The 24,861-nt window shown below is 35.2% G+C and carries 21 protein-coding genes and 5 pseudogenes; 10 read left to right on the plus strand and 16 right to left on the minus strand.

Annotated features, from left to right (window positions below; genetic code table 11):
* The 10 genes and pseudogenes from LZP46_RS15650 to LZP46_RS15700 form a co-directional block, all read right to left on the minus strand.
* A pseudogene (locus LZP46_RS15650) lies at positions 1-354 on the minus strand (DUF815 domain-containing protein); the annotation flags it as partial.
* Positions 336-761, minus strand: a pseudogene (locus tag LZP46_RS15655) (DEAD/DEAH box helicase); the annotation flags it as partial. The pseudogenes LZP46_RS15655 and LZP46_RS15650, both read right to left, overlap by 19 nt.
* A gap of 1,331 nt (positions 762-2,092) precedes the next feature.
* Positions 2,093-3,006, minus strand: a pseudogene (locus LZP46_RS15665) (GIY-YIG nuclease family protein).
* Positions 3,007-3,010: 4 nt separating this feature from the next.
* Positions 3,011-3,298 carry a hypothetical protein gene (locus LZP46_RS15670; protein ID WP_002075481.1) on the minus strand — a complete coding sequence of 96 codons (288 nt, stop codon included), beginning with the start codon at positions 3,296-3,298 and terminating at the stop codon, positions 3,011-3,013.
* Between the two features lie 3 nt (positions 3,299-3,301).
* Positions 3,302-4,788 (minus strand): annotated as a pseudogene (locus LZP46_RS15675) (DEAD/DEAH box helicase); the annotation flags it as partial.
* A gap of 16 nt (positions 4,789-4,804) precedes the next feature.
* A pseudogene (locus tag LZP46_RS15680) lies at positions 4,805-5,892 on the minus strand (IS4-like element ISAba1 family transposase).
* A gap of 50 nt (positions 5,893-5,942) precedes the next feature.
* Complete coding sequence (locus LZP46_RS15685) at positions 5,943-6,305, minus strand: hypothetical protein (protein WP_442863551.1); 363 nt, start codon at positions 6,303-6,305, stop codon at positions 5,943-5,945.
* Positions 6,306-7,125: 820 nt separating this feature from the next.
* On the minus strand, positions 7,126-7,335 hold the full coding sequence (locus LZP46_RS16455; RefSeq protein ID WP_005404800.1) for a hypothetical protein: 210 nt from the start codon (positions 7,333-7,335) through the stop codon (positions 7,126-7,128).
* A gap of 383 nt (positions 7,336-7,718) precedes the next feature.
* Positions 7,719-8,078 (minus strand): hypothetical protein, encoded by a 360-nt coding sequence (locus LZP46_RS15695; protein ID WP_236095268.1) that lies wholly within the window; start codon positions 8,076-8,078, stop codon positions 7,719-7,721.
* On the minus strand, positions 8,075-8,452 hold the full coding sequence (locus LZP46_RS15700) for a hypothetical protein (protein WP_236095269.1): 378 nt from the start codon (positions 8,450-8,452) through the stop codon (positions 8,075-8,077). The genes LZP46_RS15695 and LZP46_RS15700 overlap by 4 nt, the downstream gene beginning before the upstream one ends.
* A 2,486-nt stretch (positions 8,453-10,938) precedes the next feature.
* Between LZP46_RS15700 and repM the strand changes: the two genes are divergently transcribed.
* The 6 genes from repM (at position 10,939) to LZP46_RS15730 (ending at position 16,849) form a co-directional block, all read left to right on the plus strand.
* Positions 10,939-11,889: a replication initiation protein RepM gene (gene repM, locus LZP46_RS15705; RefSeq protein ID WP_005404786.1), complete on the plus strand. Its 951-nt coding sequence runs from the start codon at positions 10,939-10,941 to the stop codon at positions 11,887-11,889.
* Positions 11,890-11,965: 76 nt separating this feature from the next.
* Complete coding sequence (locus tag LZP46_RS15710; protein ID WP_005404787.1) at positions 11,966-12,211, plus strand: hypothetical protein; 246 nt, start codon at positions 11,966-11,968, stop codon at positions 12,209-12,211.
* A 77-nt stretch (positions 12,212-12,288) separates the two neighbouring features.
* Positions 12,289-12,840 carry a plasmid replication DNA-binding protein gene (locus tag LZP46_RS15715; RefSeq protein WP_005404788.1) on the plus strand — a complete coding sequence of 184 codons (552 nt, stop codon included), beginning with the start codon at positions 12,289-12,291 and terminating at the stop codon, positions 12,838-12,840.
* A 287-nt stretch (positions 12,841-13,127) separates the two neighbouring features.
* Positions 13,128-14,000, plus strand: coding sequence for a toll/interleukin-1 receptor domain-containing protein (locus LZP46_RS15720; protein ID WP_236095270.1), 873 nt, complete (start codon positions 13,128-13,130; stop codon positions 13,998-14,000).
* Between the two features lie 610 nt (positions 14,001-14,610).
* A complete protein-coding gene (locus LZP46_RS15725; protein ID WP_061519782.1) occupies positions 14,611-15,354 on the plus strand; it encodes a PmeII family type II restriction endonuclease in 744 nt (247 codons plus the stop codon).
* A 250-nt stretch (positions 15,355-15,604) separates the two neighbouring features.
* Positions 15,605-16,849 carry a DNA cytosine methyltransferase gene (locus LZP46_RS15730; protein WP_061519783.1) on the plus strand — a complete coding sequence of 415 codons (1,245 nt, stop codon included), beginning with the start codon at positions 15,605-15,607 and terminating at the stop codon, positions 16,847-16,849.
* 16 nt (positions 16,850-16,865) lie between these two features.
* Here LZP46_RS15730 and LZP46_RS15735 read toward each other — a convergent pair whose 3' ends face one another.
* Both LZP46_RS15735 and LZP46_RS15740 read right to left on the minus strand, forming a co-directional pair.
* Positions 16,866-17,111 (minus strand): helix-turn-helix domain-containing protein, encoded by a 246-nt coding sequence (locus LZP46_RS15735; RefSeq protein ID WP_179997520.1) that lies wholly within the window; start codon positions 17,109-17,111, stop codon positions 16,866-16,868.
* Positions 17,112-17,216: 105 nt separating this feature from the next.
* The gene (locus LZP46_RS15740; RefSeq protein WP_236095263.1) at positions 17,217-17,480 is read right to left on the minus strand and encodes a hypothetical protein; all 264 of its coding nucleotides are present in this window, start codon (positions 17,478-17,480) and stop codon (positions 17,217-17,219) included.
* Positions 17,481-17,798: 318 nt separating this feature from the next.
* Between LZP46_RS15740 and LZP46_RS15745 the strand changes: the two genes are divergently transcribed.
* Entirely contained in the window at positions 17,799-18,317 is a 519-nt protein-coding gene (locus tag LZP46_RS15745) for a hypothetical protein (RefSeq protein WP_087554378.1), read from the plus strand.
* Positions 18,318-18,319: 2 nt separating this feature from the next.
* Here the strand turns inward: LZP46_RS15745 and LZP46_RS15750 are convergent, their stop codons facing one another.
* Complete coding sequence (locus LZP46_RS15750) at positions 18,320-19,153, minus strand: hypothetical protein (RefSeq protein WP_236095262.1); 834 nt, start codon at positions 19,151-19,153, stop codon at positions 18,320-18,322.
* Between the two features lie 2,486 nt (positions 19,154-21,639).
* On the opposite strand from LZP46_RS15750, the gene LZP46_RS15755 reads away from it, so the two are divergent.
* The 3 genes from LZP46_RS15755 to LZP46_RS16335 are packed head-to-tail and all read left to right on the plus strand — an operon-like array spanning position 21,640 to position 22,581.
* Positions 21,640-22,215: a plasmid replication DNA-binding protein gene (locus LZP46_RS15755; RefSeq protein WP_125274963.1), complete on the plus strand. Its 576-nt coding sequence runs from the start codon at positions 21,640-21,642 to the stop codon at positions 22,213-22,215.
* A 31-nt stretch (positions 22,216-22,246) separates the two neighbouring features.
* A complete protein-coding gene (locus tag LZP46_RS15760) occupies positions 22,247-22,429 on the plus strand; it encodes a hypothetical protein (protein WP_236095271.1) in 183 nt (60 codons plus the stop codon).
* 23 nt (positions 22,430-22,452) lie between these two features.
* Positions 22,453-22,581: a hypothetical protein gene (locus LZP46_RS16335; protein WP_268920101.1), complete on the plus strand. Its 129-nt coding sequence runs from the start codon at positions 22,453-22,455 to the stop codon at positions 22,579-22,581.
* A gap of 221 nt (positions 22,582-22,802) precedes the next feature.
* On the opposite strand, the gene LZP46_RS15765 is transcribed toward LZP46_RS16335, so the two are convergent.
* From LZP46_RS15765 to LZP46_RS15775, 3 genes are all read right to left on the minus strand, one after another.
* Complete coding sequence (locus tag LZP46_RS15765; protein ID WP_236095272.1) at positions 22,803-23,432, minus strand: hypothetical protein; 630 nt, start codon at positions 23,430-23,432, stop codon at positions 22,803-22,805.
* Positions 23,433-23,695: 263 nt separating this feature from the next.
* Positions 23,696-24,187, minus strand: a complete 492-nt coding sequence (locus tag LZP46_RS15770; RefSeq protein WP_236095273.1) for a hypothetical protein — start codon at positions 24,185-24,187, stop codon at positions 23,696-23,698.
* Positions 24,162-24,737: a hypothetical protein gene (locus tag LZP46_RS15775; protein ID WP_236095274.1), complete on the minus strand. Its 576-nt coding sequence runs from the start codon at positions 24,735-24,737 to the stop codon at positions 24,162-24,164. The genes LZP46_RS15770 and LZP46_RS15775 overlap by 26 nt, the downstream gene beginning before the upstream one ends.
* Positions 24,738-24,861: the final 124 nt, after the last annotated feature.

Here is a 24,861-nt window from a genome sequence, read left to right on the forward strand (position 1 = left end):
AATTCTGGTAACAGATGTCGACGTTGCTGGTTGCATAAAAATAAAATTACTTGAACCTGACTGTAATGAGCCATCAAGTACACTTTTTAAGCTGCGATAGTTTTCATCTTCAGCATTTAAAGGCCAGATCATCGCAGTAGACAATGAACTTTTCCGGACGCTTCTGGATGAGCTTCTGGATTTCAGGAAGATCGGACAGATCATCACGTTCAATTTCAATTAAACGTAATCCTTGATCTTTATACTCGTTAAAAGGGCACGGACAATTGAAGATTTTCCTGTGCCGCGTGAACCAGTAAGGAGAACATCATTGGCTGGCAGATTCTGCAAAAATTGTCGTGTATTTTGACTAATGTATTATTAAATACATGATCTTCAAGCTCTTCAAAAGCAAATCTTAGTGTGGCATGTGTACATACTAAAATTTGATCTGTACCTTCCATAAAGTGTTTAAAGGCTTTTACTTTGCTTTTATCGCCACCAGCAGTACATAAGTTGTTTTCAGGTTTGATATCCCAATCTGCAAAAAAGCCACTTTCGCTTAGTTTTGTGCTAGCAAATGAACCGCCAATTGAGCGTTCAGGTACAGCTACAATAACTTTGCTTAACCCTTGGTTGTGTATCTTGTCTAAACCCAAAAACATTAATGCACGAGATTTACCTGATGCAGGAGGGGCTTTTAAGAGCAAATACTGACTATTACGAGATTCGAAGGCGCGAGCTTGCATAGCTCGCATCCCCATGTTCGTGTGATGATGCATAATATGTCAATTTTTTTCTATATAAATTCATTTATTTTCAATAAGTTAATATGTTTTCCAATGTTTATTAAAAAAAGTATTTTGCGTAGAGTAGGAAAGATAGTGTGATAATCAAACACTATCTTATCCTGGCTAATGTTTCCTTTTCCTACTTTTCTTTTTTTGCTTTAACAACATTTAGCTTGTTTTCATTTAATTTATCGAAGGCATCTTTTCCTATCACCTTCTTACACTTATCAAGAACGATACTTCTAATGAAGCTATTGATAGAAACATCTTCTTTTGAGAAAGGCTTTCAACAGCAGTTTCTATAATCAAAAGTTCTTCTGCAAATAGTGGAATCGTTAAGTTCCTACCATTTTTAACTCTGGATCTCTCTCGTTGACTTAGGTATTTTGCTCAAGGGTTATTTGACTTTTATTTCTGCTAGTAACAGTAATTTGTTTAGGCATTGGATCTGCTGCAATCTGAATTAACGTCTTGCACAAAATCCTTGTTCTCTCTAGCAGCTTTAAACTTGTTGCTTGTATTATTTCCAGTCATCACAGCACCTCAATTAGAAATTGATTTAATTCGTCTTTAGCTTTAGATGCCGCCATCTCAAGAACACTCTTTGATTCAAGAACTGCATCTCTATACTGTTTTCGTTCATGCAATGTGGTTTGCAATAACTTGAATTCCTCATAATCAGCAACAATTCTCTTGCCTGCTCTGTTTCATTGGATTTGGCATTGGTTGATGCTCTATTAATCACAACCATTGAAACCAAGTTTGGATTGTTTTTTTAGCTGTTTTAACCTTTTCATTTAGATAAGGGATTACATCTAAATCAAGAAGACTTGCTTGAGTGGGTACGATTAGCTTGTCACTGATAAGAAAGTGCTTCTCTAAATATTTCAGAATCACGGCCAGCAACATCTATGAGAATGTACTGATACTCCCCATCTAGTTTTTCCAACTCAGCAATTAGATCCTTATGTATGGATATAGCATCTATCTTTTCTTTCCGATGCTTATTCCATTTCATAGCAGATTGTTGTTCATCAGCAATCTACCAATAAAGTTTTACCTTTATTGCTTAAAGCAACAACCATATTTATTGCAATAGTGGTTTTTCCAACCCACCCTTTCTACTAGCAATAGTAATTATTTCAGCCATTTATTCTCACTCTTTCAGATATTTCTAGGGATAGAAGGAATATACCAATAGGTTATTTAAGTTGCATTATAGAACATTAATAAAATTAAAAAAAATGTTTTTAGTTGTTTTATAAACCCATTATAGCTCTATCATAGTTCTATCATAGTTCTATCATAGGTTTATTATGAAACTATTTTAATTCTATCTCTTTTGTGAGCTTATTGTATTTGTAATTCATAATTTGGCTATTTACTAATAATTCAACGGCTTGTTGAATCACATTTAAAGGCGCAATAAACCATTCTTTAGGTTGATGATTTTTACCACCTTTGTCTGCGACCAATAAATCAAGGCAAGCCTCACCAAAGAAAGCATGTAAGTAATATTCAAACTTCTGTGGATTAATATTGAATGCTTGATATTCAGCAATTACTTCAACGTCAGCCATCAAATAAGTCGGTTCTTTTTTTGCATTAGCAATACGTTTTCAACAGTTGTGGTTGAAAATCCAATTTTATAGAGATGTTCAAGTGACTGAATTTTTGGTTCTTTACTATGAGATTTCAAGATGTAGATGTAACCAGTAGATGTATCATTTTCTGTAATCCCACCAAAATTAGTATAGAAATTGGAATTTGCTTGCTCATTAGTTTCAGAGACAATTCGCCCATCGTTATATAATGCTTTAGCTAGTGATCGATAGAGCATTGTGGATTCAGTACCATTTTCAAAAATAGTTCTAGTTCTACCATCTTTTCTGGTTCTGACTTTATTAACGGTCTTATCTTCTCTAGTAAATGTAAAATCTGCCAAATAAACCAAAAGACCATTTAAAACATAGTAACTGCCTTTTTCGAGCTGATAACTTTTATCATGAAATGGTAATAGCTTACGCTTACCTTCTCGAAGCTCTCTGTGAACATCTTTAAATAGATGCTCAAATTGATCAAAGTCCTTACAGCGTTTACGTTTAGCAACTTCATCTGCTGCTGCACGTTGGACAGGCACATGCTTAATTTTAAAGATGTCACCATCTTTACCATCATCGAGCAAACCTAGATCATCATCATTAAAAATATCTTCAAGTGATTTAATATCTGACATATCTTTAATCCTGATGTTGTGGCAGCAAATTATGTTCATCATAATCTGCTAAAGCCATGTATTGCTCTGGATTGGCTTGAACTGCTTCTAGACGGCTAGCGAGCATATATTCAGTGATATTTGCCATATTCTTCGTAGGCACACGCCCATGCTGTGTCACAAAATTATTAATTTCATTAAACTTAGAGACTAATTGCTCATCAGCCGTTAGAGCAGACATCTTTTTCTTTACGTTTAAAAGACCTAAGTCATCATCAGCAATCATATCTTGAAGCCAGCTAAAATCTTCCACGTTTTACACTCCAGCTCGTCTACGTTGCTCACGGATATAGATTAGGCATTCGGCTAATCGTTTTCAATTAAGTTATTTGACTCTAGACTAGGCTCACGACCAAACTGAACTTTGAAGGCTTTTAACTTAGGCCATAGCTCAATGGCTTCTTCTTGAGTCATACTAATCTTAGTTGCTTCAATTGCTTCCTTAATCAATTTGAGCACATTGACTGTGACTTCTTTTGATAGGATTTCAAACGCTTTTTGGAAAGGATTCACAGATTGAATTAAATCAATATTCAGGTCTTCGATATTGATAAATTTATCTGCCATTCGAATAAACTTTTTATCGCCAACTTCTTTGACTTCTGCTGTGCTAATCACTGAGTCCACGACTAAATACTGACTCACTTCTTCAAGTTCTGCTTTCGTTAAGTCAGGATATTTTGTTTGGATAATCTTGGGAATAAGGATTTTATTCACCACTTCAGGCTCAACCTTACCTGCTGAACCTGCAATCACTTTAGCATCTTGAAGAATCACTGCTTTTAGATCCACAAGATCATTTTCAATAATCGCCTTTGTTTTTGCCGTGCTTGGTTCTTTAAAACCTTTAATCGTTAGTGTTCCTGGCGGAACAATATCTTCATCATCACGTTTGGTTTTAAACTTGAAGTTTGGTGCAAGTATTTGTTCCATTAACAAAGATGCAGTAATTGCTTTCAGCATGTTGTTTACTGCAAATTTAACTTCAGTATCCTGTGCATCAGGTTGAGCAATAAGATTGGTAAACTGCGCATGTGATTTGTTTGAGCTATCTCGTGTACAACGTCCCACAATCTGCACAATTTCAGTCAAAGAGCCACGATAACCAATCGTTAAAGCATGTTCACAGAATTGCCAGTCAAAGCCTTCTTTCGCCATGCCTAGGGCAATGATGAGATCAAGATCATCTACGGTTTTAATGTTACGTAGATATTCAACAACTTTATCACGACCATCTTCTTCAACGAGGTCTGCTACTTTTAAGATCTTACCATCTGCACGCTTGACGGTGATAATTCCAGTATGAGGATCTTTAGCGACAAATTCACCAATGATTTCGAGGATCGCGTCCACTTCATCATATTTATCTTTGGTTGATTCACCTGAATTTACATTTGGAATGTGAATTATGGTTTTTTTATCGGTATCTAAAACTTCAGCAATTGCGATAACCCCTTCATCATCTTCTGCAAAGTAGCGGCCTTTATAGAAGTGATAACCAATGCCTAATGACTTTAAATAGCTATACCCATTGAGTTGTTCGTAATAGTTAAAAGAAACTTTATCAAACTTCGCTTCATCTTCAGGCGTAAGTACAGGAACGCTATCGCCACGGAAGTATGAACCTGTCATCGCAACAATATGAGCCGTGGTATTGTCCATTAAAGATTTAAGAACAGTACCTAGAATATTGTCAGCATCTGCTGAAACATGGTGGAATTCATCAATTGCTACTAATGTACTCTGTACACGACAAATTTCACAGAACCCTTATCCTATCAGGATTCTGCCTTCTTAAAATTGCCAAAATTTCCTTAAACTCTTCTTTTTCCCAAAACCAATTAAACGCTGAATCGCCATTTGAACATAGTCTAAACCATAGCGAAATAAACTCATTGAGAGTCGTCCATGCTTCTTTATTTTATCGCTTTTTTTGATCATGTTGCCATTCACCCGTTAAGTAACACCAACAGAAGCTTATAGCTAACACCGCAATCAATTTTTTCACTCGTCTAGGGTCTGTCAGCGCGTATTTTCAAGATTAAAACCCGCGTCCTTTGAGACAACTGAATAAGGTTTCAATTTCCCAGCGTAATGCATAATCCTGAATAGCATTGGCATTAAACTGAGGAGAAACGACGAGTAAAAGCTCTCCATTTTCTAACTGTAGTGCACTTATATATAGTTTCACCCGACCAACCAAAATCCGTCGTTTACGACATTCAATTTGACCAACTTTAAGATGGCGAAATAAATCACTAATTTTATGATTCTTTCCTAAATGATTGGTGACAATGAAGTTTTTTTAACACGAATGCAGAAGTTGATGTCTTGTTCAATTAACCATGTAAACCACTGCTCACCGATAAACTCTCTGTCTGCGAACACATTCACAATACGGTCTTTACCAAAAATGGCTATAAAGCGTTGAATCAAAGCAATGCGCTCTTTCGTATCTGAATTTCCACGTTTATTAAGCAATGTCCAAAGGATAGGTATCGCTATTCCACGATAAACGATTGCGAGCATCAGGATATTAATATTTCGTTTTCCCCATTTCCAATTGGTTCTATCTAAAGTCAGTTGCACTTGGTCGAATGAAAACATATTGAAAATCAACTGAGAAATTTGACGATAATCAAAATACTGACCTGCAAAGAAGCGCTGCATACGTCGATAAAATGATTGTGGTAAGCACTTGATGGGCAAGGCTTTAGATGCAGAAGAAAGATTACATGTTTGCTTTAAAATAATCACAAGCATGATGAGCGCAAAGCACTTTAAATGTGACTTGTTCCATTTTAGAGATTTGTTTAAGATAAGATATAACTCATTGAGATGTGTCATAGTATTCGTCGTTAGAAAACAATTATTATGACATTATTTCAATGAGTTATCTATTTTTGTCGTGTACAGAGAAAATCTTTAATCAAATGCTGTTTATTTAACATAAAATCTCTTATTCGAAATTCGATCGAATGGGAGTAAAAGCCTGCCTCAATTCGAATTAATTTTACGTTTTTAATTTTAAAAGTTCGTCGCCCAGCAAGTCGGTAAGCAAGGTCAGGATTCCGGCCGTCCAAGTGTTTAACCAAAATTGGCACACCATTCGGTGTTTTACTCATTAAATTATCATTTTCTACATACAGCACTGTTCCTCTTTGCGCTGCGGCAATAAAGCGGTCTCGAAGTACATTTGCAGCTTTGGCAGCAATACCTGATTCATTGTCATCTTCATCAATTAGATCTACTGTTGACATAGTGCCGTACTCCCAATTAGCTGATATATGAATCATATTACAAGTCGGGTAGACAGGATAAAGAACTAGAGACCTTTCTACATATAATGCTCTGATCGACACACACAATAGCTTCTTTCCACATCAAGGTAGGTATTATGTGTGATCTGAATTTTATATTTAATTTCAATAACTTATAAATATTAATGTTTGAGTTTTATTTTTGCCACATAAACAAAATAATATTTAAAATCAAATGCTTATATTTTATAAAAAATTTAAAGCTTAGCATCACACATGATAGCTACCTAAATTAGCTCCATTAGGTAGCTATCATGTGTGTCGATATTAAAAATTATGTTTAATTTCAATGTATTAATAGAATTCAACTCTTTATAATTTTGATATTTTTTTTACAAAGCACGGGATCATCTAACAGAAATTTTTTCCCTTTTTTAATCCTGGATATTTAGAATCGGTAGAAATTTCTTCACTTAAAAATTTAACTGCCTAGAGAGCAAAATGAATCCTATAACTTTTCAGAAACTGGAAAAAATGAATAAGCACTGCAAGGCTTGTGTTAAAGCCTATGCACTTTTGACTTTGTTGAGTCTGGTGACTTTTTTCATCTATTTTTTAATCGTTTCACATTAGAAATTCTCGTTACGGACACGACTGCTCTATTTCCGGTTATCAAAATGGAAGCGTTGGCACTTGGGATAATGCACATTGTTTACTGCTTCTTTTTTAAATATGTCGATAAAAAACTTCAAATATTCGGCTTAGATTCAAATAATCTGAATGAATACATCCAGCGGAATCAGGCATTTTTCCCAAAATATTAAGGTATGGCTTCTCCAGTGGAACTCATGTCTTGTAATACATCAAAGACAAGTCTCTCAATGCCTGAGCGTGCTTTATCACGGTCTGGATCTAGCCAGGATAGCGACGGGAATTCGGCACAGAGTCCAATAAATTCCCCGTCTTGGGCGGACCATGTCACACTAAATAAATAACGAGCTTCGGTCTTAAAATCGAAAAAAGCTTTCATATATTTTGCCGCGTGTTTAGCCTCAGCTCTCAAATCGTCCAATTTCTTGGCGGCTGAGATAATAATCATCAGGATATTTCTGCATGAGTTATCACCATTGTTAATTGAGATTGATTTAAAAAACATCCTATACCTCGGTTTTATTGGACTTCGCCTCCATTTTTCGTATTTTTTGTTGAGATCTTCCGTTAATACACTCCTAAAATGAGCTTCTGCTTCTTGATATGATGAATTATTTACAATCGGACTTTTCAGTTTTTTCATATATGAAAGTTTTAAAGTCCGGGCACCATGATCAAACCAGGGCTGATTATATTTATCCTTGAATAAGCGTTTTTCTAGGTGATACAAATTTCCGATCTGCTGACGTACCCCACGGTAGCCTAATAGCCCTCCAAGGCCCGGAAATGGCGTTCAAAATAGGCTTTCTTCTCATCCAGACTGGCATTTTTTTCAATCAGGCTCTGAAACCGTAAAACGACCCTTTTCCCTTGTTCTAGTTGTTCCTTATAGGCTTTATCAGTCAAACGCCAGGTCCAATCTGTGACATGTTTTTCATTGGTCCAATTCTTGGCTTGAAGCTCTTTAATGCTTTTCTTCGGCTTGGTCAGACGTACCAGTTCATATCTACCACAGCTGATTGGATTAACCTCACCAATGTAACTAAAAGACTCTGAACTTGGACAGATCTCAAAGATTTTACGGTTAATCTTCAATAAATCTTGTTTGTCTGTTTTGCTCAAAACTTTTGAGTTTTTTCATCCAATAAGAAAGCATCACTGGTTCGACAAAACAGGTAAGCCTCTACTTGCACCAAAAAAGCAGGTTCATTTTTATCAAATTTTTCCCAGCATTCACTCTCACTCAGTCCTGGTAAATAACTATAAGTGAAATGAACCAGCAAGCTAAAAACTGGCTCACTGTTCAATCTTCTTCGATAGGTTTGTTGGGCTGTTTCCAGTAAATGATAACGCTCAATCCATTTTGAAATCATACGGCTTGCTTCATCAGTATTCATATTCAATATGAATTTCTTAGCAACAAGATCATATTCGTTCGTCATCATTCCCATGACATGTTTTGTAAAATCTTTAGGAACATAGCTGTAATAAATCATTTTTTTATTACTCTTAAAGTGATTTTAATAAAGTGATTCTATAAGAGATTTATAAAAGATATTTAGTGAAAATTCTATAAAAAAATCCTTAAAAACCCAAAAATTGCATTTTTGAAGTTTTAAGCAGGATAAGGAACCACCTTTGGTGATTCTATAAATAGCAGTTCCCCGAAATAGGCTTGACGACCGCAACTTGATCAAATATAACGCTTTTAGGGTCTTTGATTTTTTGCGTGGACTGCCAATCCATGAGCCAATTCTTTTCTGTTTGGTTCCTGGGTTGCCTACCCATGAATCAGACACACTCCCCCTTCTTGAGGATTGCCAGTCTTTGAGAAGCTTTAGTGGTGAAGCTGCGTGCGTGAGGAAACTCTAGCTGGCGCGGCTACACTAGGGGCTGGCGGGTGTGACTCCCGCTTTCTACCTGTTCACTCATTTTGATGAATGAACACCCTCCACTCCCAAGGTGGAGGTCAGTTGGGCGACAAGGACACGGGATCACGGTGACGTGGCGGTGGGAGTAACTTCCCTCCTAGGCTGAAAGGGCCAAAACCCTGTATTAAAACAGACAGTCAGAGGACTCACGGAATGAGTAACCTCGTGAATAGCTGATAACCAGACGCTTCAAGTCAAAAACAAAAATAAAGACAAGGGCGTAGGTTATACCCACAGGTGGGCTTTTGAGGGCATCGTGAGGTGTCAGGGTTGCAAGGCGAAAGCTGGCGCAATCGGTACTCGATTTTAGGTAGAACAGTGAATTTGTCGGAAGACATTCTGTTTTGCTGTCGAGATCAATGGATAGCTCAAGCCTGTAAGGTCGTCAACATGGTGCTTTTTAGGCTGTGTATGTCGATATGGGTAAGGCGTGAACGTGGATGATTATTAACTACATATTGCATTGTATAAACCTGATACGACTTGGAACTGCGATCGGGGGAGATAGGAATGTAGGTGTTGTATGTAGGAGATCGGCACGGGTTCTGCCAGTTTTCAGGCAACTGAAAACAACTGTTTTAATACTAACTTGGGAAGCAGTTTTGTTTAATGACGAAGCCGTATTGCTTAAAGATTTCTCTTTAATTTGAAGAGGTCTTTATTCAATCGGAGGCAACTTCCGAAAACAGAACTGTGGGAGAGTGACTTAGTAGGGCTTTGCTGTAATGGCAAAGGAAGCATTTCAATTCGAGTGAAAGGCGAGCGTTGAAATGAGTAACGAAAGGACACGCCATTAAGTTGGAGTGTGTAAGAGAATTGGAAGAATGTGGTTTGAGGATGAAGTTTGGCAACTTCATAGACTTGGCGGTCTAAACCCTCCAGCCACATTTGTAAAAATCGACCTAGAAGATCAGATTCGAGTGGCATCGGATCCAGAAATTCCAAGAACCTTGAGAAAACAAGTCAAATCAAAGTCTTTGATCCGACTTTTTAAAAACGGTTAGTGGGGACCTCACTTAAAAAATCCTGACGCAGCCGATTCTGCTGAACGAAATTAAAAATCTGTGTGTCCCTCATCACACATAAATAACTGAGATCAAAGTCCTGAGTACGACTATAAACTGCTTTCCATTTTGCGCTGATTTGCGTTTTAAGCCATTTTCTCTATTTGATATAGGTAATCTTGATAATCAGTGAAAAAACGCGTCTACCCCCTATTTTTTGCCTCTAATCGTTATATCAGAGCGAGTGTCTACGAGCGAACATCAAAAAGTCGTGCCTAGACTCCCTGAAAAACAGCTTTTTAGGCTGTGAAGTCAAAAAAGGCGTAAATCATATGTAGAAAATTGAGCCTAGACCGAGCGAAGCGAGCAAAAAAGTACTATGAGCGAAGCGAATTCCGAGTTGCTTTTGCTTTTTCTAAAACTCACGAAAATATTAACCAAAAAATTGCCCCTCGAATCGAGCGAAAGCGAGATTCAATAGAGTTTGAGCGAAGCGAAAACCAAGGGCAATTTTTCATGATTCACGTTTTTAATTATTTTTAAATACTTTTAATGTTTTTAGATGCTCTGTAGCCCTATAAAATAAAGGGTTACAGAGCTTATACATGGACGTTTATCTTGCTATACATGGACGTTTATCTTGCTATACATGGACGTTTATCTTGCTATACATGGACGTTTATCTTGCATATATTGACAAATATTATAATGTCAATTTTAAGGTTGAATTATAAACCACCTAATTGCAATAAGTGTTTGTATTTAATGAATTTTTATTAATTCCGATTATATATTAGATATTTAATAAATATTAAATACATAATATCAAAGATATTATCTTAAAATATCTATATATATTATTGTTTTTATTATAAATAATAGATTAGATAATATATTAAATAAACATTTTATAACCTATTATTTTTAATATATATGGACGTTTATCTTGCTATACATGGACGTTTATCTTGCATAACCTAAAAAATCATTGACATCAAAATATAGTGTCAATATATTGACATCAAATGATCACGTCAAAATAAAGATATGAAAAATACTGTCGTCAAAGATAATGCTTTAATCAATGCTAGTTACAACCTAGATCTAGCAGAGCAAAGACTAATCTTATTAGCTATTGTTGAAGCTAGAGAAAGTGGAAAAGGTATCAATACAAACGACCCACTCGTTGTTCATGCTGAAAGTTATGCACATCAATTTAATGTTCATAGAAATACGGCTTATACAACATTGAAAAATGCTTGTAATGCACTGTTCTTACGTCAGTTTAGCTATCAAGAAAAAAACTCTAAAAACATAGAACATATTAAATCTAGATGGGTTAGTGAAATCAGATATATAGAGAATGAAGCCGTGGTTAAACTTATTTTTTCCCCAGCCATTGTTCCATTAATTACAAGATTAGAAGAACATTTTACTAAATATGAGCTAGAACAAATTAGTAATCTGAGTAGTGCTTATGCAATCCGTTTATATGAGCTTTTAATAGCGTGGCGAAGTACAGGTAAAACGCCAATTTTTGAATTAGCCGATTTTAGAGAAAAATTAGGAGTTGATAAAACAGACTACGCGATAATTTCTGATTTAAAAAAACGAGTACTAGATATTTCAGTTAAACAGCTTAATGAACACACTGACATCACTGTTGAATACGAACAACATAAAAAAGGACGTTCAATTTACGGCTTTTCATTTTTATTTAAAAACAAGCAAACAGAGCAGAATTTAAACTCGACACGAGATCCAAATACCGTAGATCTTGTTTCAAAAATGACTAAGGCTCAGCGACATTTATTTGCTAATAAACTCTCTCAATTACCTGAGATGAGTAAGTACTCCCAAGGCACCGAAAGCTTTCCGCAATTTGCAATTCGTATAGCTGACATGCTGCAAGATCCACATCGTGCTAAAGAACTGTATCCATACTTAGAAAAAGTGGGATTTATGTCAGCTACTAAAAACAATGCTGTTAACAACTAAACTCTCAGTGAGTGAAGGATCCAGAATTAAAATCTGAGACTAAATAATTAAACTATAGTCATATAAGGAATTTGAAATGCTTATTGATGCAATTGCTTTATTAAGTGCTAAAAAAAATACTAAAGGTTATTCAGCTCATATCCAAATTGAGACTTCTGACGGTTCAGAAATTAGTGGCTCTATACAATTAGATCATGAATGGGATTATCAACTCGGCTTTTTGAGAGATTTAATAAATACAGAAGAAGATATGCGTTTTGTTGATAGAACCTTTACCAGTGAGGATTTTAGAAATGGTGTTTTAGGTTACTTAAGCAATTAGGCTTTAAACCTTGAGTGTATTAAAGAATACACTTGTTGTATTCTTTAATACGTCTCCTAAATACACAGTAATACAGTATGAAAACAAGTACAAAATACAGTGTTAGTGATGCTGCAACACTGTATAAAAAATCTCGGGCCACACTCTACAAAGATATAAAAAACGGAGTATTAAGTCGTGATCATGATGGTTCTATCGACTTCTCAGAATTACTTCGTGTCTATGGTGAGCCTTTTGGTGGAAAACACCCAAAACGTATTGACATGTCTCCGATACAAAACCTAGATACACCTGAATACAATGATAAAACAGTGGAAGAACTCAAAAATCAGATTGAGTTTCTAAAGAAACAACTAGAAAAGGCAGAAGATAGAGAAGCAAAAGCTAATTCTCGCATCGACACACTCCTGACCCTCATTGAAATGAAACCATCCCAAGCCACTACAGCTAATAATCATCAACCTGAAACAGATATAGCGATAGATCCAAAACTAGAAACCAAACCTAAAGATGATGGATTGACTATTCCGGTTGAAAAAGAAAACAAGCGAATCCCTGTTCCTGAACACGTAGACCCAGAACCGGAAAAAAGAGGCTTCTGGAGCCGATTCTTTAAGCCGTATGGCTGATCTGATTGTTCACCTGGGCTTATTAAAATCGTGGAACATTGCTCACTTATTGAGCGTGAAACGTGACAAATCAATAAAAAAGCCCAATCGGTGATGATTGGGCTTTTACGTATACGATAAGACAATGATTTATATGAGATAAAAAATTGCATTTCGTATAAGGTGTATTATGTTAATTTTAGAAATTCTTTAAGCTAAACTTTTATTATTAATATCTTATCCATCAAAATTGTCTTTTTTGTTATTCTTCCAATCACTTTAAATCAGCTTTATTTTGTGAACCCAAAATGAATATTGAGCAATACCAACAACTATTTGAAAAAGCCTATCAAGAAACACCTATTTCAGATAAAGGATTTCGACCTATTGAAGATTTAGTGTTGAATATCTATCAGGCCACCATTCAGCAGAAACATCCTACTTATGCTCATATATGGCCAGTACTAAGCGGGCATAACAGAAAAATAGCAACGCTTGGGCAATATTATGTTCTTATTTACAGTCACAGCGGTTCTAGTGGAATGATGCATATAAGTGGTATGGGTGATATATCATTCTTATTTCCTAACCTGACTATTAATGATTCTAACTTAGTAGCATGCAGACAAAAAATCATCAATCATTTTGATATTAAGAAAAAAGACTTAATTTTTGTCGTTAAAAATGATTTATCTAATCTACAAGCAGAAATTTCATTTAATTTAAAAAACCAAGAGCTATATATGAATCTTCAACCTATCAAAATTTTTCTCAGTCACAAGAGTGTTAATAAACCCAAGATCAGAGAGTTCAAGAAAACTTTAGAATTATTAGGCTTTCAACCTTGGTTAGATGAAGATGCTATGCATGCAGGTGTGGAATTAGAACGTGCTTTATTAACAGGTATGCAAGATTCCTGTGCTGCAATATTTTTTATCACACCAGATTATGTTGATGAAAATTATTTAAGTAGTGAAATTACCTATGCTATTCAACGTAAACGAGCGGATCCAAATTTTGCCATTATTGCTTTAAATATCGAAGAGAATGGAAAAGAAGGTGTTATTCCTATGTTACTGACCCCATATGTATGGAAAAAGCCTTCTTCTGATTTGGAAGCTTTGCAAGAAATTTTAAAGGCTCTACCTGTTAAAGTTGGTGAAGTATTCTTTAAACAGTAATGTTTATAAAATTATTCAAGAGGCTCTCATAGTTCTAAAGCTTATATTTAAAAATATTGAGCACTATACGAAAGCCTCAGTCTTTAACTTATTTAACATAAAATCTCTTATTCGCAATTTTAAAAAACAGGAATTTTCCACCAATTCACCATCCATTTAACATAATGGTGGTTATACGCAATACACTTGTATATTAATATAAATATCAAAGACTTAAAATTTTACACCAAACCCTAAAATCCATAAAAAGCCGATTTTGAAACAAGTCGGCTTTTTTATGAGCAGTTTTGATACTTTCTGCCAATAAAATCGATCAAAAAACATTCATATTTCGCTTTTTCCCTGATAACTCAATGCCTGCACTTCGGAAATTATCCGCAATTTCTGCGGATAAACCTTGGGGTAAGTTTTGAGCAATGTTGTACGCTCAGGCTGACATAAATTAGGGATCATTGCGTCTAAATGAAGTCTCTTCATAATTGTTTAGTGTTGTTGCAATAAAAAGTTTAGATGGCATTTTTTTGCTCATTAATGATATTGATAACATTAAAAATATATATAAAAGCTTATAATTAGAAGCAGTAATTAAATCCAATTTATAAGGACATGTATGTTGTTATCAGAAACACAAAAAAAAGAGATTTTAGTGAAAGCTAAGGATTGGTTTCGAAAAAGTGTTATGGAAAGTCACTTACGAAATGCCAAAAAACTAAAAAAAGCCTCTGAATTTAATATAAATCCTTTTACTGCAACATACTTAGCTAATTTTTTAACTGGAGATGCTTCCCCTGAAAGTATAGCTAAAGCATTAATTTACCCTCGAATTTTAGGTACGAGCATAAACACAACTTTTGGGGGGGCAATTCAAAATTTTACGAATGACGTATTAGGTACATTTAGCAGTACGACATTAGGAATTGATATTGAGTATGAAGATCAGCAAGATGGTAGAAAAAAATACTGTCAGATTAAATCAGGACCAAACACAATAAATAAAGATGATGTGGAGACGATTCATCAACATTTTAAAGCTGTAAAAAATTTAGCTCGAACAAATAATCTTGCGTTACAAGTCAATGATATGGTTGTTGGAATTGTCTATGGTGAGAGAAGTGAGATTAGTCAACATTATAAGAATTTAGAATCTAAACATGACTATATTGTGCTTGTTGGTAGAGAATTTTGGGAAAAATTAACTGGTGATAATGAGTTTTATGATGATTTAATAGCCGTAATTGATGAAGTAGCAGAAGAATCTGATTTTAGTGAGGAATTAGATTCTATAATTAAAGACTTATCTAATGATAAAAAAATTATAGAACTCTCTAACATGGCGAATAAAGAATCTAAGTGATCTTATGGGGTGGCTCCTCCATTATAAAAATGGAGGGAAATAAGCTTCTATTTTACCTGTAACTCATATCATGACGGCTATCCCTAAAGAGTTAGATAATTTTTCTGCCGAACAAGTTGCAGATGACTTATCTGTTTCAACCTTATATTTATCAAACATTGACACTATCAAAACTCCTAAAATAATTGTGGACCTGGCTCTCCTTCCACGTTAAACTTATGACTTGTTCTGTAATAACCTTAACGCACCTATGAATGTACTTACTTCCTTTGACGATTGCTTCTCCGCAGAAACAATTGCTGATGTCTTATCAGTTTCTAAAAGGAATATTGAATCATGGGCGAAGAATGGAAAACTTGTTCCGATTCTAGATCCTGCAACCCACAAAAAACCATATAAAAAAGAACAGTTAATTCAATTTCCCGAATTCTCTGCAATGTTTAATAGCTCATGGCAAGAACAAGAAAAAACAACTCCAATTAGAGAGTTTTCTCTTGTCGAGTTATTTGCAGGAGCAGGCGGATTAGCTTTAGGTTTAGAAAAAGCTGGCTTCAAATCAATTTTATTAAATGAGAAAGATAAATTTGCATGTCAGACTTTACGATTTAATAGACCTGAATGGAACGTAATTGAAGATGATATTGCTAATGTTGATTTTCGTCATTTACAAGGAAAAGTTGACTTATTAACAGGAGGATTCCCATGCCAACCTTTTTCGTATGCTGGTAAACAGTTAGGTTTTGAAGATATCCGAGGAACTTTAGTTTTTGAGATGGCTAGAGCTATCAAAGAAATTCAACCTAAAGTTTTCTTAGCAGAAAATGTAAAGGGATTAGCGGAAAATGATGGTGGAAAAACATTAGAAACCATTATTTCTATTCTAGAAGAAATAGGTTATGAGATTGTTGAGAAAGATATTTATAAAGCATTATTTTATAAAACACCTCAAAAGCGTGAACGTCTTATAATTATTGGTGTTCGAAAAGATCTAGTTGGCCAAGCTAATTTTGAGAAACCGTCTCCCTATCATCGCATTCTAAATCTGCGTGATGCTTTCAAAGCTGGTGAATTATATGAAGATGATGTTCCTGAATCTATAAGTCAAAAATACCCTCAAAGAAAGGCCGAAATTATGTCGCATGTTCCTGAAGGTGGATACTGGAGAGATCTACCTCTAGAACTACAAATTGAATATATGAAAGGCAGTTTTCACTTAGGTGGTGGAAAAACAGGTATGGCTAGACGATTATCATGGGATGAACCAAGTCTAACATTGACTTGTGCGCCGGCACAAAAACAAACAGAACGTTGTCATCCAAGTGAAGATAGGCCTTTAACGACTAGAGAATATGCAAGAATCCAGACTTTCCCTGATAATTGGGTATTCCAAGGTTCAGCTAGCCAAATCTATAAACAAATTGGTAATGCTGTTCCAGTCAACTTAGCATTTGCTATCGGTAAATCATTAGTAAAAATGCTAAATCAAATGGATTAAATTTAAAAGGCACCTTCTAAAGGTGCCTTTTAATATTTTCTAGGGCATTTTCGACATCTTTAGATTTTGATTCTAGAGTCACTTTAAAATCTTTTAAATGATCATATTTTTTTAATTTTTTAACATAATTAGCAACTGTGTTGTTAGAGCATCCTAAGAAATTAGCTATTTCCCTTTGATAAAGACCATGATTTACATAAAGCTCATAAGCCAAAATCTGCTTTAATCCCATTGGGGTATCAAAAAACTTCTTGTCAAACATGCCACAAACAAACTTAATATAAACTCACTTATTATCATCCCATATATCAAAAGATTTAACATAAAATCTCTTATGCGAAATTTGAATTGTAAGTCCCAGTTAGCTTCAATCTTGGCTTACTTTACATTTTTTAATTTTAAAAGTTCCACGACTCGCTACTCGTTGAGCAAGTTCAGGATTACGACCTGCTAGGTGTTTAATCACAATTGGGGGAGCGCCGACTTCCTTAAGTAAAACAGTATCGTTTTCAACATACAGAACTGGTCCACTTTGAGCGGCAGTAATAAAACTTTCTCGAAGTGCACGAGCTGCCTGAGAAGCAATTTCTCTCTCATCGTAATTTTCATTAATTAGATTTACTGCTGACATTGACGTAATCCTGAGTAAAGCTTACATATAAATCATATTCTAAGTCGGGCTATACAGCACAGGAAATAAAGGCTTTTTTACATATAAGGTATTGTTCAACACACATCATAGCTACCTTACAAGGTAGCTATGATGTGTGTTCTTTATTTTGTATTTAATTTCAATAGCTTACAAAAGTTAATGTTTGAGTTTTATTTTTACACGCAAATACAATAATATTTAAAATCAAACACTTATATCATGTAAAAAATTGAGAGCTTAACAGCACACATAATACCTACCTAACTACCTTAGTTACAGTCAGGACCCTGATCCCACATGATGAAAATTAAAAATATGGACTCGTTTAAGCTGTCCTATATGTACTTCTTTCCCGTGGTGTTTTTCCCATTTTTGAATATCTACCAATTTAGAACCAATCCAGACCTTCAATCATGGCTATTCAGCAATTTACTGGTCAGCATCACGGTCATTCTGATCCCACTTTTCCTTACTTTAAGCATGCTCATCACTAAATTTTTATACCAAGATCACAACAAAAAACTGGAATACAACGCCATGGGGCTTGGGCTGTTGTGCCTGATTTTCCTCATGGGCAGCAACTACTACCAATTCCAGAAATTTACAGCAGGAACGGACCTCAGCATGGATTTTTATCGCATGGCGTTAATGCTGAGCTTCCTGATCGGATGCTTTATTGCAAGCCTATGCTTCACCTTGAAATATAAGCAATATTCAAAAAGATATGACACAGACTTCAACCTCATAACCCAAAGATTCATGCTGAGTGCATGCCCACTGTTATTGATCGCCATCACCGCCATCTTTGTGGTTTAAACCTACTTTTGCAGATCCGCAAAAAAAGCTGTCATTTCATGAAAATTACTGACCAGACGCTTAGATTTCCGCTCATACGAAGGCACCGACAGTTCTACCTTGGACTTTCGGTTCAGATACTTGAAGTACAGCGGAAAAACTTGCTTATTGAACTTAAACACATCCTCCCGAACGCCCCTAAACCCCGCCAATTTCGCCACCCGAGACAACTCAGCCATGACCATACTGTCCTGTTTATCAGGACTCTTGATCTGTTGGGCTTTCTTAAAGGTAGCGACCAGTTGCTCACTCTTAAGTTCCAGAAACTTCTTGTGAATGCGCCACGTCCAACCCGTGGTTCTATCAATTTCTTTCTGTTTGCGCTGTTCAACCGTAAACGGTAGGTTAACCAGCTCATAGACTGGAGCAGACTGCTTATTCTCTCCAACCTGAATGGCGGTACGATAGATTAGCCGGTTCTGACGATCTTGAATCGATTCAAACTGTTCTAAATCGGACTTATCGAGTCCGTAGGCAACTCTCAACAAATCCGAACAATCTTGCTTTTTTTCTCGAAGTTCCTCGGGAACCGTACACAATAAACAGAGTCGAACCTTCTCAATTTTGAGCAGACTTTGATTGAGTAAAACAATCAGATCCACCACTGGTTTCTGCTTTAAACGGTAATTTCTTTGTCTGGCAGTTTGATTCAAATCATACCTTTTTTGAAACTTCTCAATGATGCTTTCAGCACGATCAAGCGGCACATCAAGCTGAACATAATACTGCGTTTCGCGGCTGACTTTATCCAAAATATCGGCTAAATACTCGCTCGTTTTGACACAGTAATAGATCATTATAAAGTCCAGTTTTTTTGGTAATTCTGTCGGAAAAATTTTAGCATTTTTATGCTTTTTTGGTAATTCTATCGGAGTGCTTATTTTGTAATGATTTTGACTGCGTTTAGCAGTCCCTTTTTAGGTGCAGATGTAGGTTTATAAATGGTTGTTCCTGCAAAATTTGATTTTGGCACTTTTTCAGGTATAGTGAACGCATCTGATTGCTTCTGAAGCTTTTCTGATTCTGAACGTGTAGCGCATAAAAGAAAAACCATCTTTTAAGTTAGCAGAGACCATTTGTAAGAACTTTAAAGTGAACCATCGGGTCGTTATCCGTACGCCAACGGAGTCCTTTCATGATCAGCGATAGCATATATTTTTTTGGCTACTCGCATATTGTCTTTGTTAGATACCTCTAACTTTCAAAAATTACGTCTAGCGTAGTTTGTCCATTTTTGCGCCTATTTTTTGGCGTTCCAAATGTTCGGCAAGTTACCGCTGCCGAGACGTTTTTTCACTATTTCAAACTGCTAGGAATACTAACCATGTTCTGATCGGTGAAGCTGCATGCTGGGGAAACCTCGCTGGTGCGGCTACAACGGGGGCTAAAGAGTGAAATTCTCTTTTTCTACCCAATCAAGAGATTGAACAAGATTAAAGTTGTTGGGCGACGTAGACACGGGCGCTTTGGTGACAGAGCACAACCCTGTTTTAATTGAAGTCAGAGTTGAGATCACGGACGATTTCGACGCTAAGATGACTGCCTTTTGTATGAGTGATTTTGCGATGGGCACAGCACAGGTGGGCGACTAAAAGTGAGCCGAAAGGCGATCAAGACAGAGAAAAACTGTCAGATGTCAGATTCTAAAAGGGTCATGGACATCGGGTACTTGTAAATACATAAGCAAGATTCGTCGGATAGCTTAAGCCTGTAACGGCATCTACAGTAGAACCTGATAGATGCTTTGCTGAAAATTTTGATAGCACGGTAACTCTAAAGAGTCTTTAGTCGGCTGTAAGTGGGGTCTTGGAACAACTCCCCATGAAGAGCCAAAGGAAGAGACGAGTGCAACGAGTAAGACTTGAGCGAAAGCGAGAAGTCGGGCATCAAATTGACAATTAAGACTAATACGGGAAGTTCGCTAAGATATTGTTTTTTAAATTTTATTAGTTGGTGACTGTTAAATTAAAATGATGTTTTAGAGGATGGGAGATCAATTGAGTAAAGCGGCTTTTAAGTCGGGAGCATGCATATTCGAGCGAATAAAAACGTAAGCGTATACATGAGTAATGAAAGGTTGAGCCGGTTATGTGTTTGATTAGTGAAAGAAATAGCAGTTGTGGTGACTGCAAGCGGACTGGTAATCCGTGGAAAAATTTTTGTATGTTATGAAATTTAACTGAGAATTAAACAGAAATAGCTCTGTTTAATGGTGTCGGTGCAGATTAATCACATGCATTCATTTTTAAAAATGACGACTAAGCCTGAAAAGGCTTAGTCGTTCATCTTTAAAACGCTCTATTTTGCGTTTTAAGCAACTATAAACACAACCATATGGATTAATACCAAAATTACCTTAACCGAGCTGTAACACTCTATTTTTTGCGTTTAAACAGTATTCTCGACAAGTCTAAGATAAATAAAAGCATTCTACTAAGTGCTCTCACTCACTCAAGATCACCACACCCCTCGCTTTGCTCGGGCTGATGGTGAACGTTGAGTGAGTTTCGGCAATACTCACCCTAAGGGCATGATTTTAAAAAAAACCACAATCCCTTAAGTATTGCCGAATAACCTGATTGGGCTGACGGAGCCACGCATCGGTCGTATCCGCACATAGTTTTGCTGACTATGCAGACAAGGACTAAAGGTCTTGCACCTTTCCCCACGCGCTCCTTGTCGAAGTATGGCAGTATCTCTGCGAGGGTTTCCCCAGCATGCAACTTAACCAACCTATACAACTACTCTCAACGCTCCGCTTATGTGGGATTCCCCTGTAACGGTTCCGCCTTTCGACGATCGCTACGATGCACCAGTGACACTTATTCCCTCCACATGCACCGCATGCCAACCATAAAGAATGGGCACGCAGAAGCAGGCAAAGCTCGATCTGGGATACTTATTTGATGAAAAAAAACACTTAACTAACGAAGACTTATCATTTGGGGCTTGATATTACTGCACATAACAGTGAAAATAGAGTTCAGGTACAAGCCTTTTGGTGAAATCTGCACGAGCGTCAACTCTGCTGATCTTCGTTACTTGATGGTGGTACATCAAATAACTGCGTACCGACAAATATAGAGCCCTGCTTGATGTAAGTCAAGCAGGGCTTCTTCATTTTTTAATCATAAAAAATATTAAATATTATATAGTTGAAGCAATTATTCTAAATCTGCGGTATATGGTGTAACTCTAATATATAGGTCAGTTTTGACATAAAATATATGCTAATGCTTATATTATTTGCCTTCAAAGATAATAAATAGGACTTGAAAATTAAATGGCTAAACTCTCACTGAGCGAAGTATCCAAACAGTTTAATGTCGATAGATCGACCATTTATAGAGCTGTACGTAATGGACGCTTATCACGTTCCAGTGATGGCCAATTTGATATTGCCGAAGTTATTAGATGCTTTGGTGAACCAGACCAATTATCCAAACCGACTGAACCACCAAAACAAACTAATGATGCAGCTACACAAAAACTAATCTCTCATTTAGAAAACGAAGTCAAAAAATACCAAGAACGTGAAGAACGTTTGATGCAACAAATTGACCGTATGCAAACCCTTATTGAGTTAAAAAGTGTGGCACCTGCCACAGCAGTGCCACACCCTGACACTACAGCATGCGACAGCCAAACGCCACAACATGCAACAATAGATCAAAATATTGAAAATAAAGAAAATTTAAACAATGATATGGCAGAAATTGTGGCAGTGCCACAACAAAATGCCACAGCACGCGACAGCCAAACGCCACAGCATGCCACGCTGCAAAATATGGCAGCACCACAACCTAAAAAACGTGGTCTATTTGGTCGTGTATTGAATGCTGTATTTAACGATGAATAACTCAATACGCAACTAATTCAGAGGTAATAGTTTGAGCAATATTATATATATCGAAGAAGCCTTAGAAATTTTTAAACAAGATCCACGGGTACAAGCAATCATTAGGTCAAAAGTTAATCCTAAGATTGCCGATGACTTAGGAGATTCCGTAGAAGCTTTAGAACAGCAAGTATTGCTAGAAACTTTTAGAGGCTACGCCACAAGTCAGGTATAGATACACTGAGATTAGCTCTCAATATGGTCGCAACACCTGAGCAAAAGAAACAAGTTTTATTACAACATCATCAAGATACAGCAAACGCGTTGGGTATAGACCTTGAAGAATATTTTGTACTGAACCCAAGACTAAAAGCAGAGACTGAGTAATCCCTATTTGGTCTCCTCTCTATGATTTGATTATGCACTGGAGCTACACAAAGTCGTGAAACATTGATCAAAGAATAGGCGTGGAACGTGAAAAATCATAAAAAAAACCCACCTTGGGGAAGATGGGCTATAACTAGAAACTTACAGCATTGATTTCTAAGTGGAATTATAACGCATTTCGTATAACGTGTATTATGTTAATTTTAGGGAAACTACACAAATTAGCTATTTTCCTTTATATGTTCATATTTTTTTATAGCCATGGCTAAGTCAGTTACACTATTTAAGGCTCTGAGATAATAGAAATCATTTTTCCTTGGGTTTGGAATATACTTTTTGATATCTACAATAATTTTTTCAGAAATTTGTAATAAATACTTTCTCTGTTCGCTAGACAATACATCATGGAATTGATTATAAAAAGTTATGTATTTAGCTATAGGTCTTAAAGCATGACTTCTTCTTTTTTGACCTTTTAAAACATCTAATATTTCGCTACAAGATTTTTCGAAATTCTCAAAAGCTTGATCTTTATCTTTTTTATTTAAAATACATGCATATTCTATATAATATCTAGAATACTGTGTTTTGATATCATCAATCCAAAAGTCTTGTTTTTTAGATGCTAAAGATAATGCTACATCTAAATGTTCCTTTGCATACTTAAGATTTTTCTCATCAGGAAAACTAATTCTAGCAATTGCATACTGCAACCAAAATAATGGATTTTGTCTCTCTATAGCGATTTCCCCAAGTCCTTCATAAAACTGTATTAAAGATTCCCTCTTTTGTTTTACTGGTACAATATTGATTGCATTTCTAAAGCTTGCTAGATCCTTATATATTTGCATATAGATATCATAGTTAACTCGAGATGCATTTCTAATATTGACACATATTTCAATCAGAGTTTCTACTAAAATTTTTGGGTTAGGAAATTCTTGTAATACGTATTGAGAAAAAATTGATGATTTAGGAAAATAATAGCCACTATCATTTTTATAAATTAAATTCTTAAATGAATCACTTAACTTAAATTCAATAGAGTTTATATTTCTATCACCTGTTAATGTATTAATTAAATTAGTTGTTGGATTTTTTATATTAGAAATATTTAGACATAAAATTGATAAAATATGATTCTTATCGTCTTTGATCTCTCCATTTCTTTAAAAAGAAAATGCATTCTTTCTTGTACTTGTGGTGATTTTAAAACACCTAATAAAATACCACTTAACTCTTTTTTTGCATCTGAAACAATATAAGTTTTCTTCTCAGTAGGACTATATGATGATCTATCTGACCATAATCCATATCTATCAAAATAATTAACAAATGAGTCGATGTCTCTTTGTGTTAGTGAGTCCATTCCTACTTCAAATGTATCAGCATATTCTAATAGTTTTTTATTATAAATAATCTCATCTATATTCCTTTCATGATCTACCGTTCTCGATATAAGTAATAGCCTAGTATTATCTTTTCTAAATAAATTGATATGAGAAATGATCTCTAAATGTTTTGTATAGTTTTCTATTAAAAACATACACTTATCATTATTTTTTAATATTTTTTCAATTTCATAAAAAAGTAATATTTTGGTCATAAATATCATTTAATGAAAAAACTTCATATCCAAGTTGAGTCATCAATAAACTAAGCTTTATTGATAGAATAGTTTTACCATTAGCTAAATTTGAATATAAAATTACATTCTTATTTTCTTTTAAATCGGCTAATGTATTTTCTTCCTCTTCTCTTTCAATAACATAACTATTTTTTTTAGATCCAATAACATCATTATTTAATAATTCAGAATCTACTTTCCCATATGAAAGAAGATTAAAAACATCATCATATTTAGGTTTTTTCAATGTCTGATTAGCTAAAGTAATTTTAGTAAAGTTGCTTATAATTAATTCTTCATTAAAAATATCTTTTTCATTAATTTCTAAAATATCTTGAGAAAATTTATTTAGTCCTATAGGACATACAGTACCAAATTCAGAAATATCTAAATCTTCTAATTCTTCCTGTGTGATATCACATCTATCTATAAAAAATGTTTTATTCTTTAAGTTTTCATCTGCATTTAAAATTTCTTGTATTTCAATATCATAAAGTGAATAACCTATAAAAAATATAGCGTTAGCCACTTGTACATCTCTTCTAAATACCTCACACCATTCAGAATCCCTAAATAAACTAGTCAAATAACTTTTTGAAGTTAGTTTAAAAGTATTACCTAATTTATTTTTTATCTAAACTATTAATATATCC

It is taken from the genome of Acinetobacter sp. SCLZS86, from assembly GCF_021560715.1.
GTDB classification, from domain to species: Bacteria; Pseudomonadota; Gammaproteobacteria; order Pseudomonadales; family Moraxellaceae; genus Acinetobacter; species Acinetobacter towneri_A.

Bases quoted from the DNA above. Each gene is read 5' to 3' on its own strand.
- LZP46_RS15685 (WP_442863551.1), bottom strand. From the start codon at position 6,305: ATGTCAACAGTAGATCTAATTGATGAAGATGACAATGAATCAGGTATT.
- LZP46_RS16455 (WP_005404800.1), bottom strand. From the start codon at position 7,335: ATGAAAGCTTTTTTCGATTTTAAGACCGAAGCTCGTTATTTATTTAGT.
- LZP46_RS15700 (WP_236095269.1), bottom strand. From the start codon at position 8,452: ATGATTTATTACAGCTATGTTCCTAAAGATTTTACAAAACATGTCATG.
- repM (WP_005404786.1), top strand. From the start codon at position 10,939: ATGAAAAATACTGTCGTCAAAGATAATGCTTTAATCAATGCTAGTTAC.
- LZP46_RS15710 (WP_005404787.1), top strand. From the start codon at position 11,966: ATGCTTATTGATGCAATTGCTTTATTAAGTGCTAAAAAAAATACTAAA.
- LZP46_RS15715 (WP_005404788.1), top strand. From the start codon at position 12,289: ATGAAAACAAGTACAAAATACAGTGTTAGTGATGCTGCAACACTGTAT.
- LZP46_RS15720 (WP_236095270.1), top strand. From the start codon at position 13,128: ATGAATATTGAGCAATACCAACAACTATTTGAAAAAGCCTATCAAGAA.
- LZP46_RS15725 (WP_061519782.1), top strand. From the start codon at position 14,611: ATGTTGTTATCAGAAACACAAAAAAAAGAGATTTTAGTGAAAGCTAAG.
- LZP46_RS15730 (WP_061519783.1), top strand. From the start codon at position 15,605: ATGAATGTACTTACTTCCTTTGACGATTGCTTCTCCGCAGAAACAATT.
- LZP46_RS15735 (WP_179997520.1), bottom strand. From the start codon at position 17,111: ATGTTTGACAAGAAGTTTTTTGATACCCCAATGGGATTAAAGCAGATT.
- LZP46_RS15740 (WP_236095263.1), bottom strand. From the start codon at position 17,480: ATGTCAGCAGTAAATCTAATTAATGAAAATTACGATGAGAGAGAAATT.
- LZP46_RS15745 (WP_087554378.1), top strand. From the start codon at position 17,799: ATGATGAAAATTAAAAATATGGACTCGTTTAAGCTGTCCTATATGTAC.
- LZP46_RS15750 (WP_236095262.1), bottom strand. From the start codon at position 19,153: ATGATCTATTACTGTGTCAAAACGAGCGAGTATTTAGCCGATATTTTG.
- LZP46_RS15755 (WP_125274963.1), top strand. From the start codon at position 21,640: ATGGCTAAACTCTCACTGAGCGAAGTATCCAAACAGTTTAATGTCGAT.
- LZP46_RS16335 (WP_268920101.1), top strand. From the start codon at position 22,453: ATGGTCGCAACACCTGAGCAAAAGAAACAAGTTTTATTACAACATCAT.
- LZP46_RS15765 (WP_236095272.1), bottom strand. From the start codon at position 23,432: ATGCAAATATATAAGGATCTAGCAAGCTTTAGAAATGCAATCAATATT.
- LZP46_RS15770 (WP_236095273.1), bottom strand. From the start codon at position 24,187: ATGACCAAAATATTACTTTTTTATGAAATTGAAAAAATATTAAAAAAT.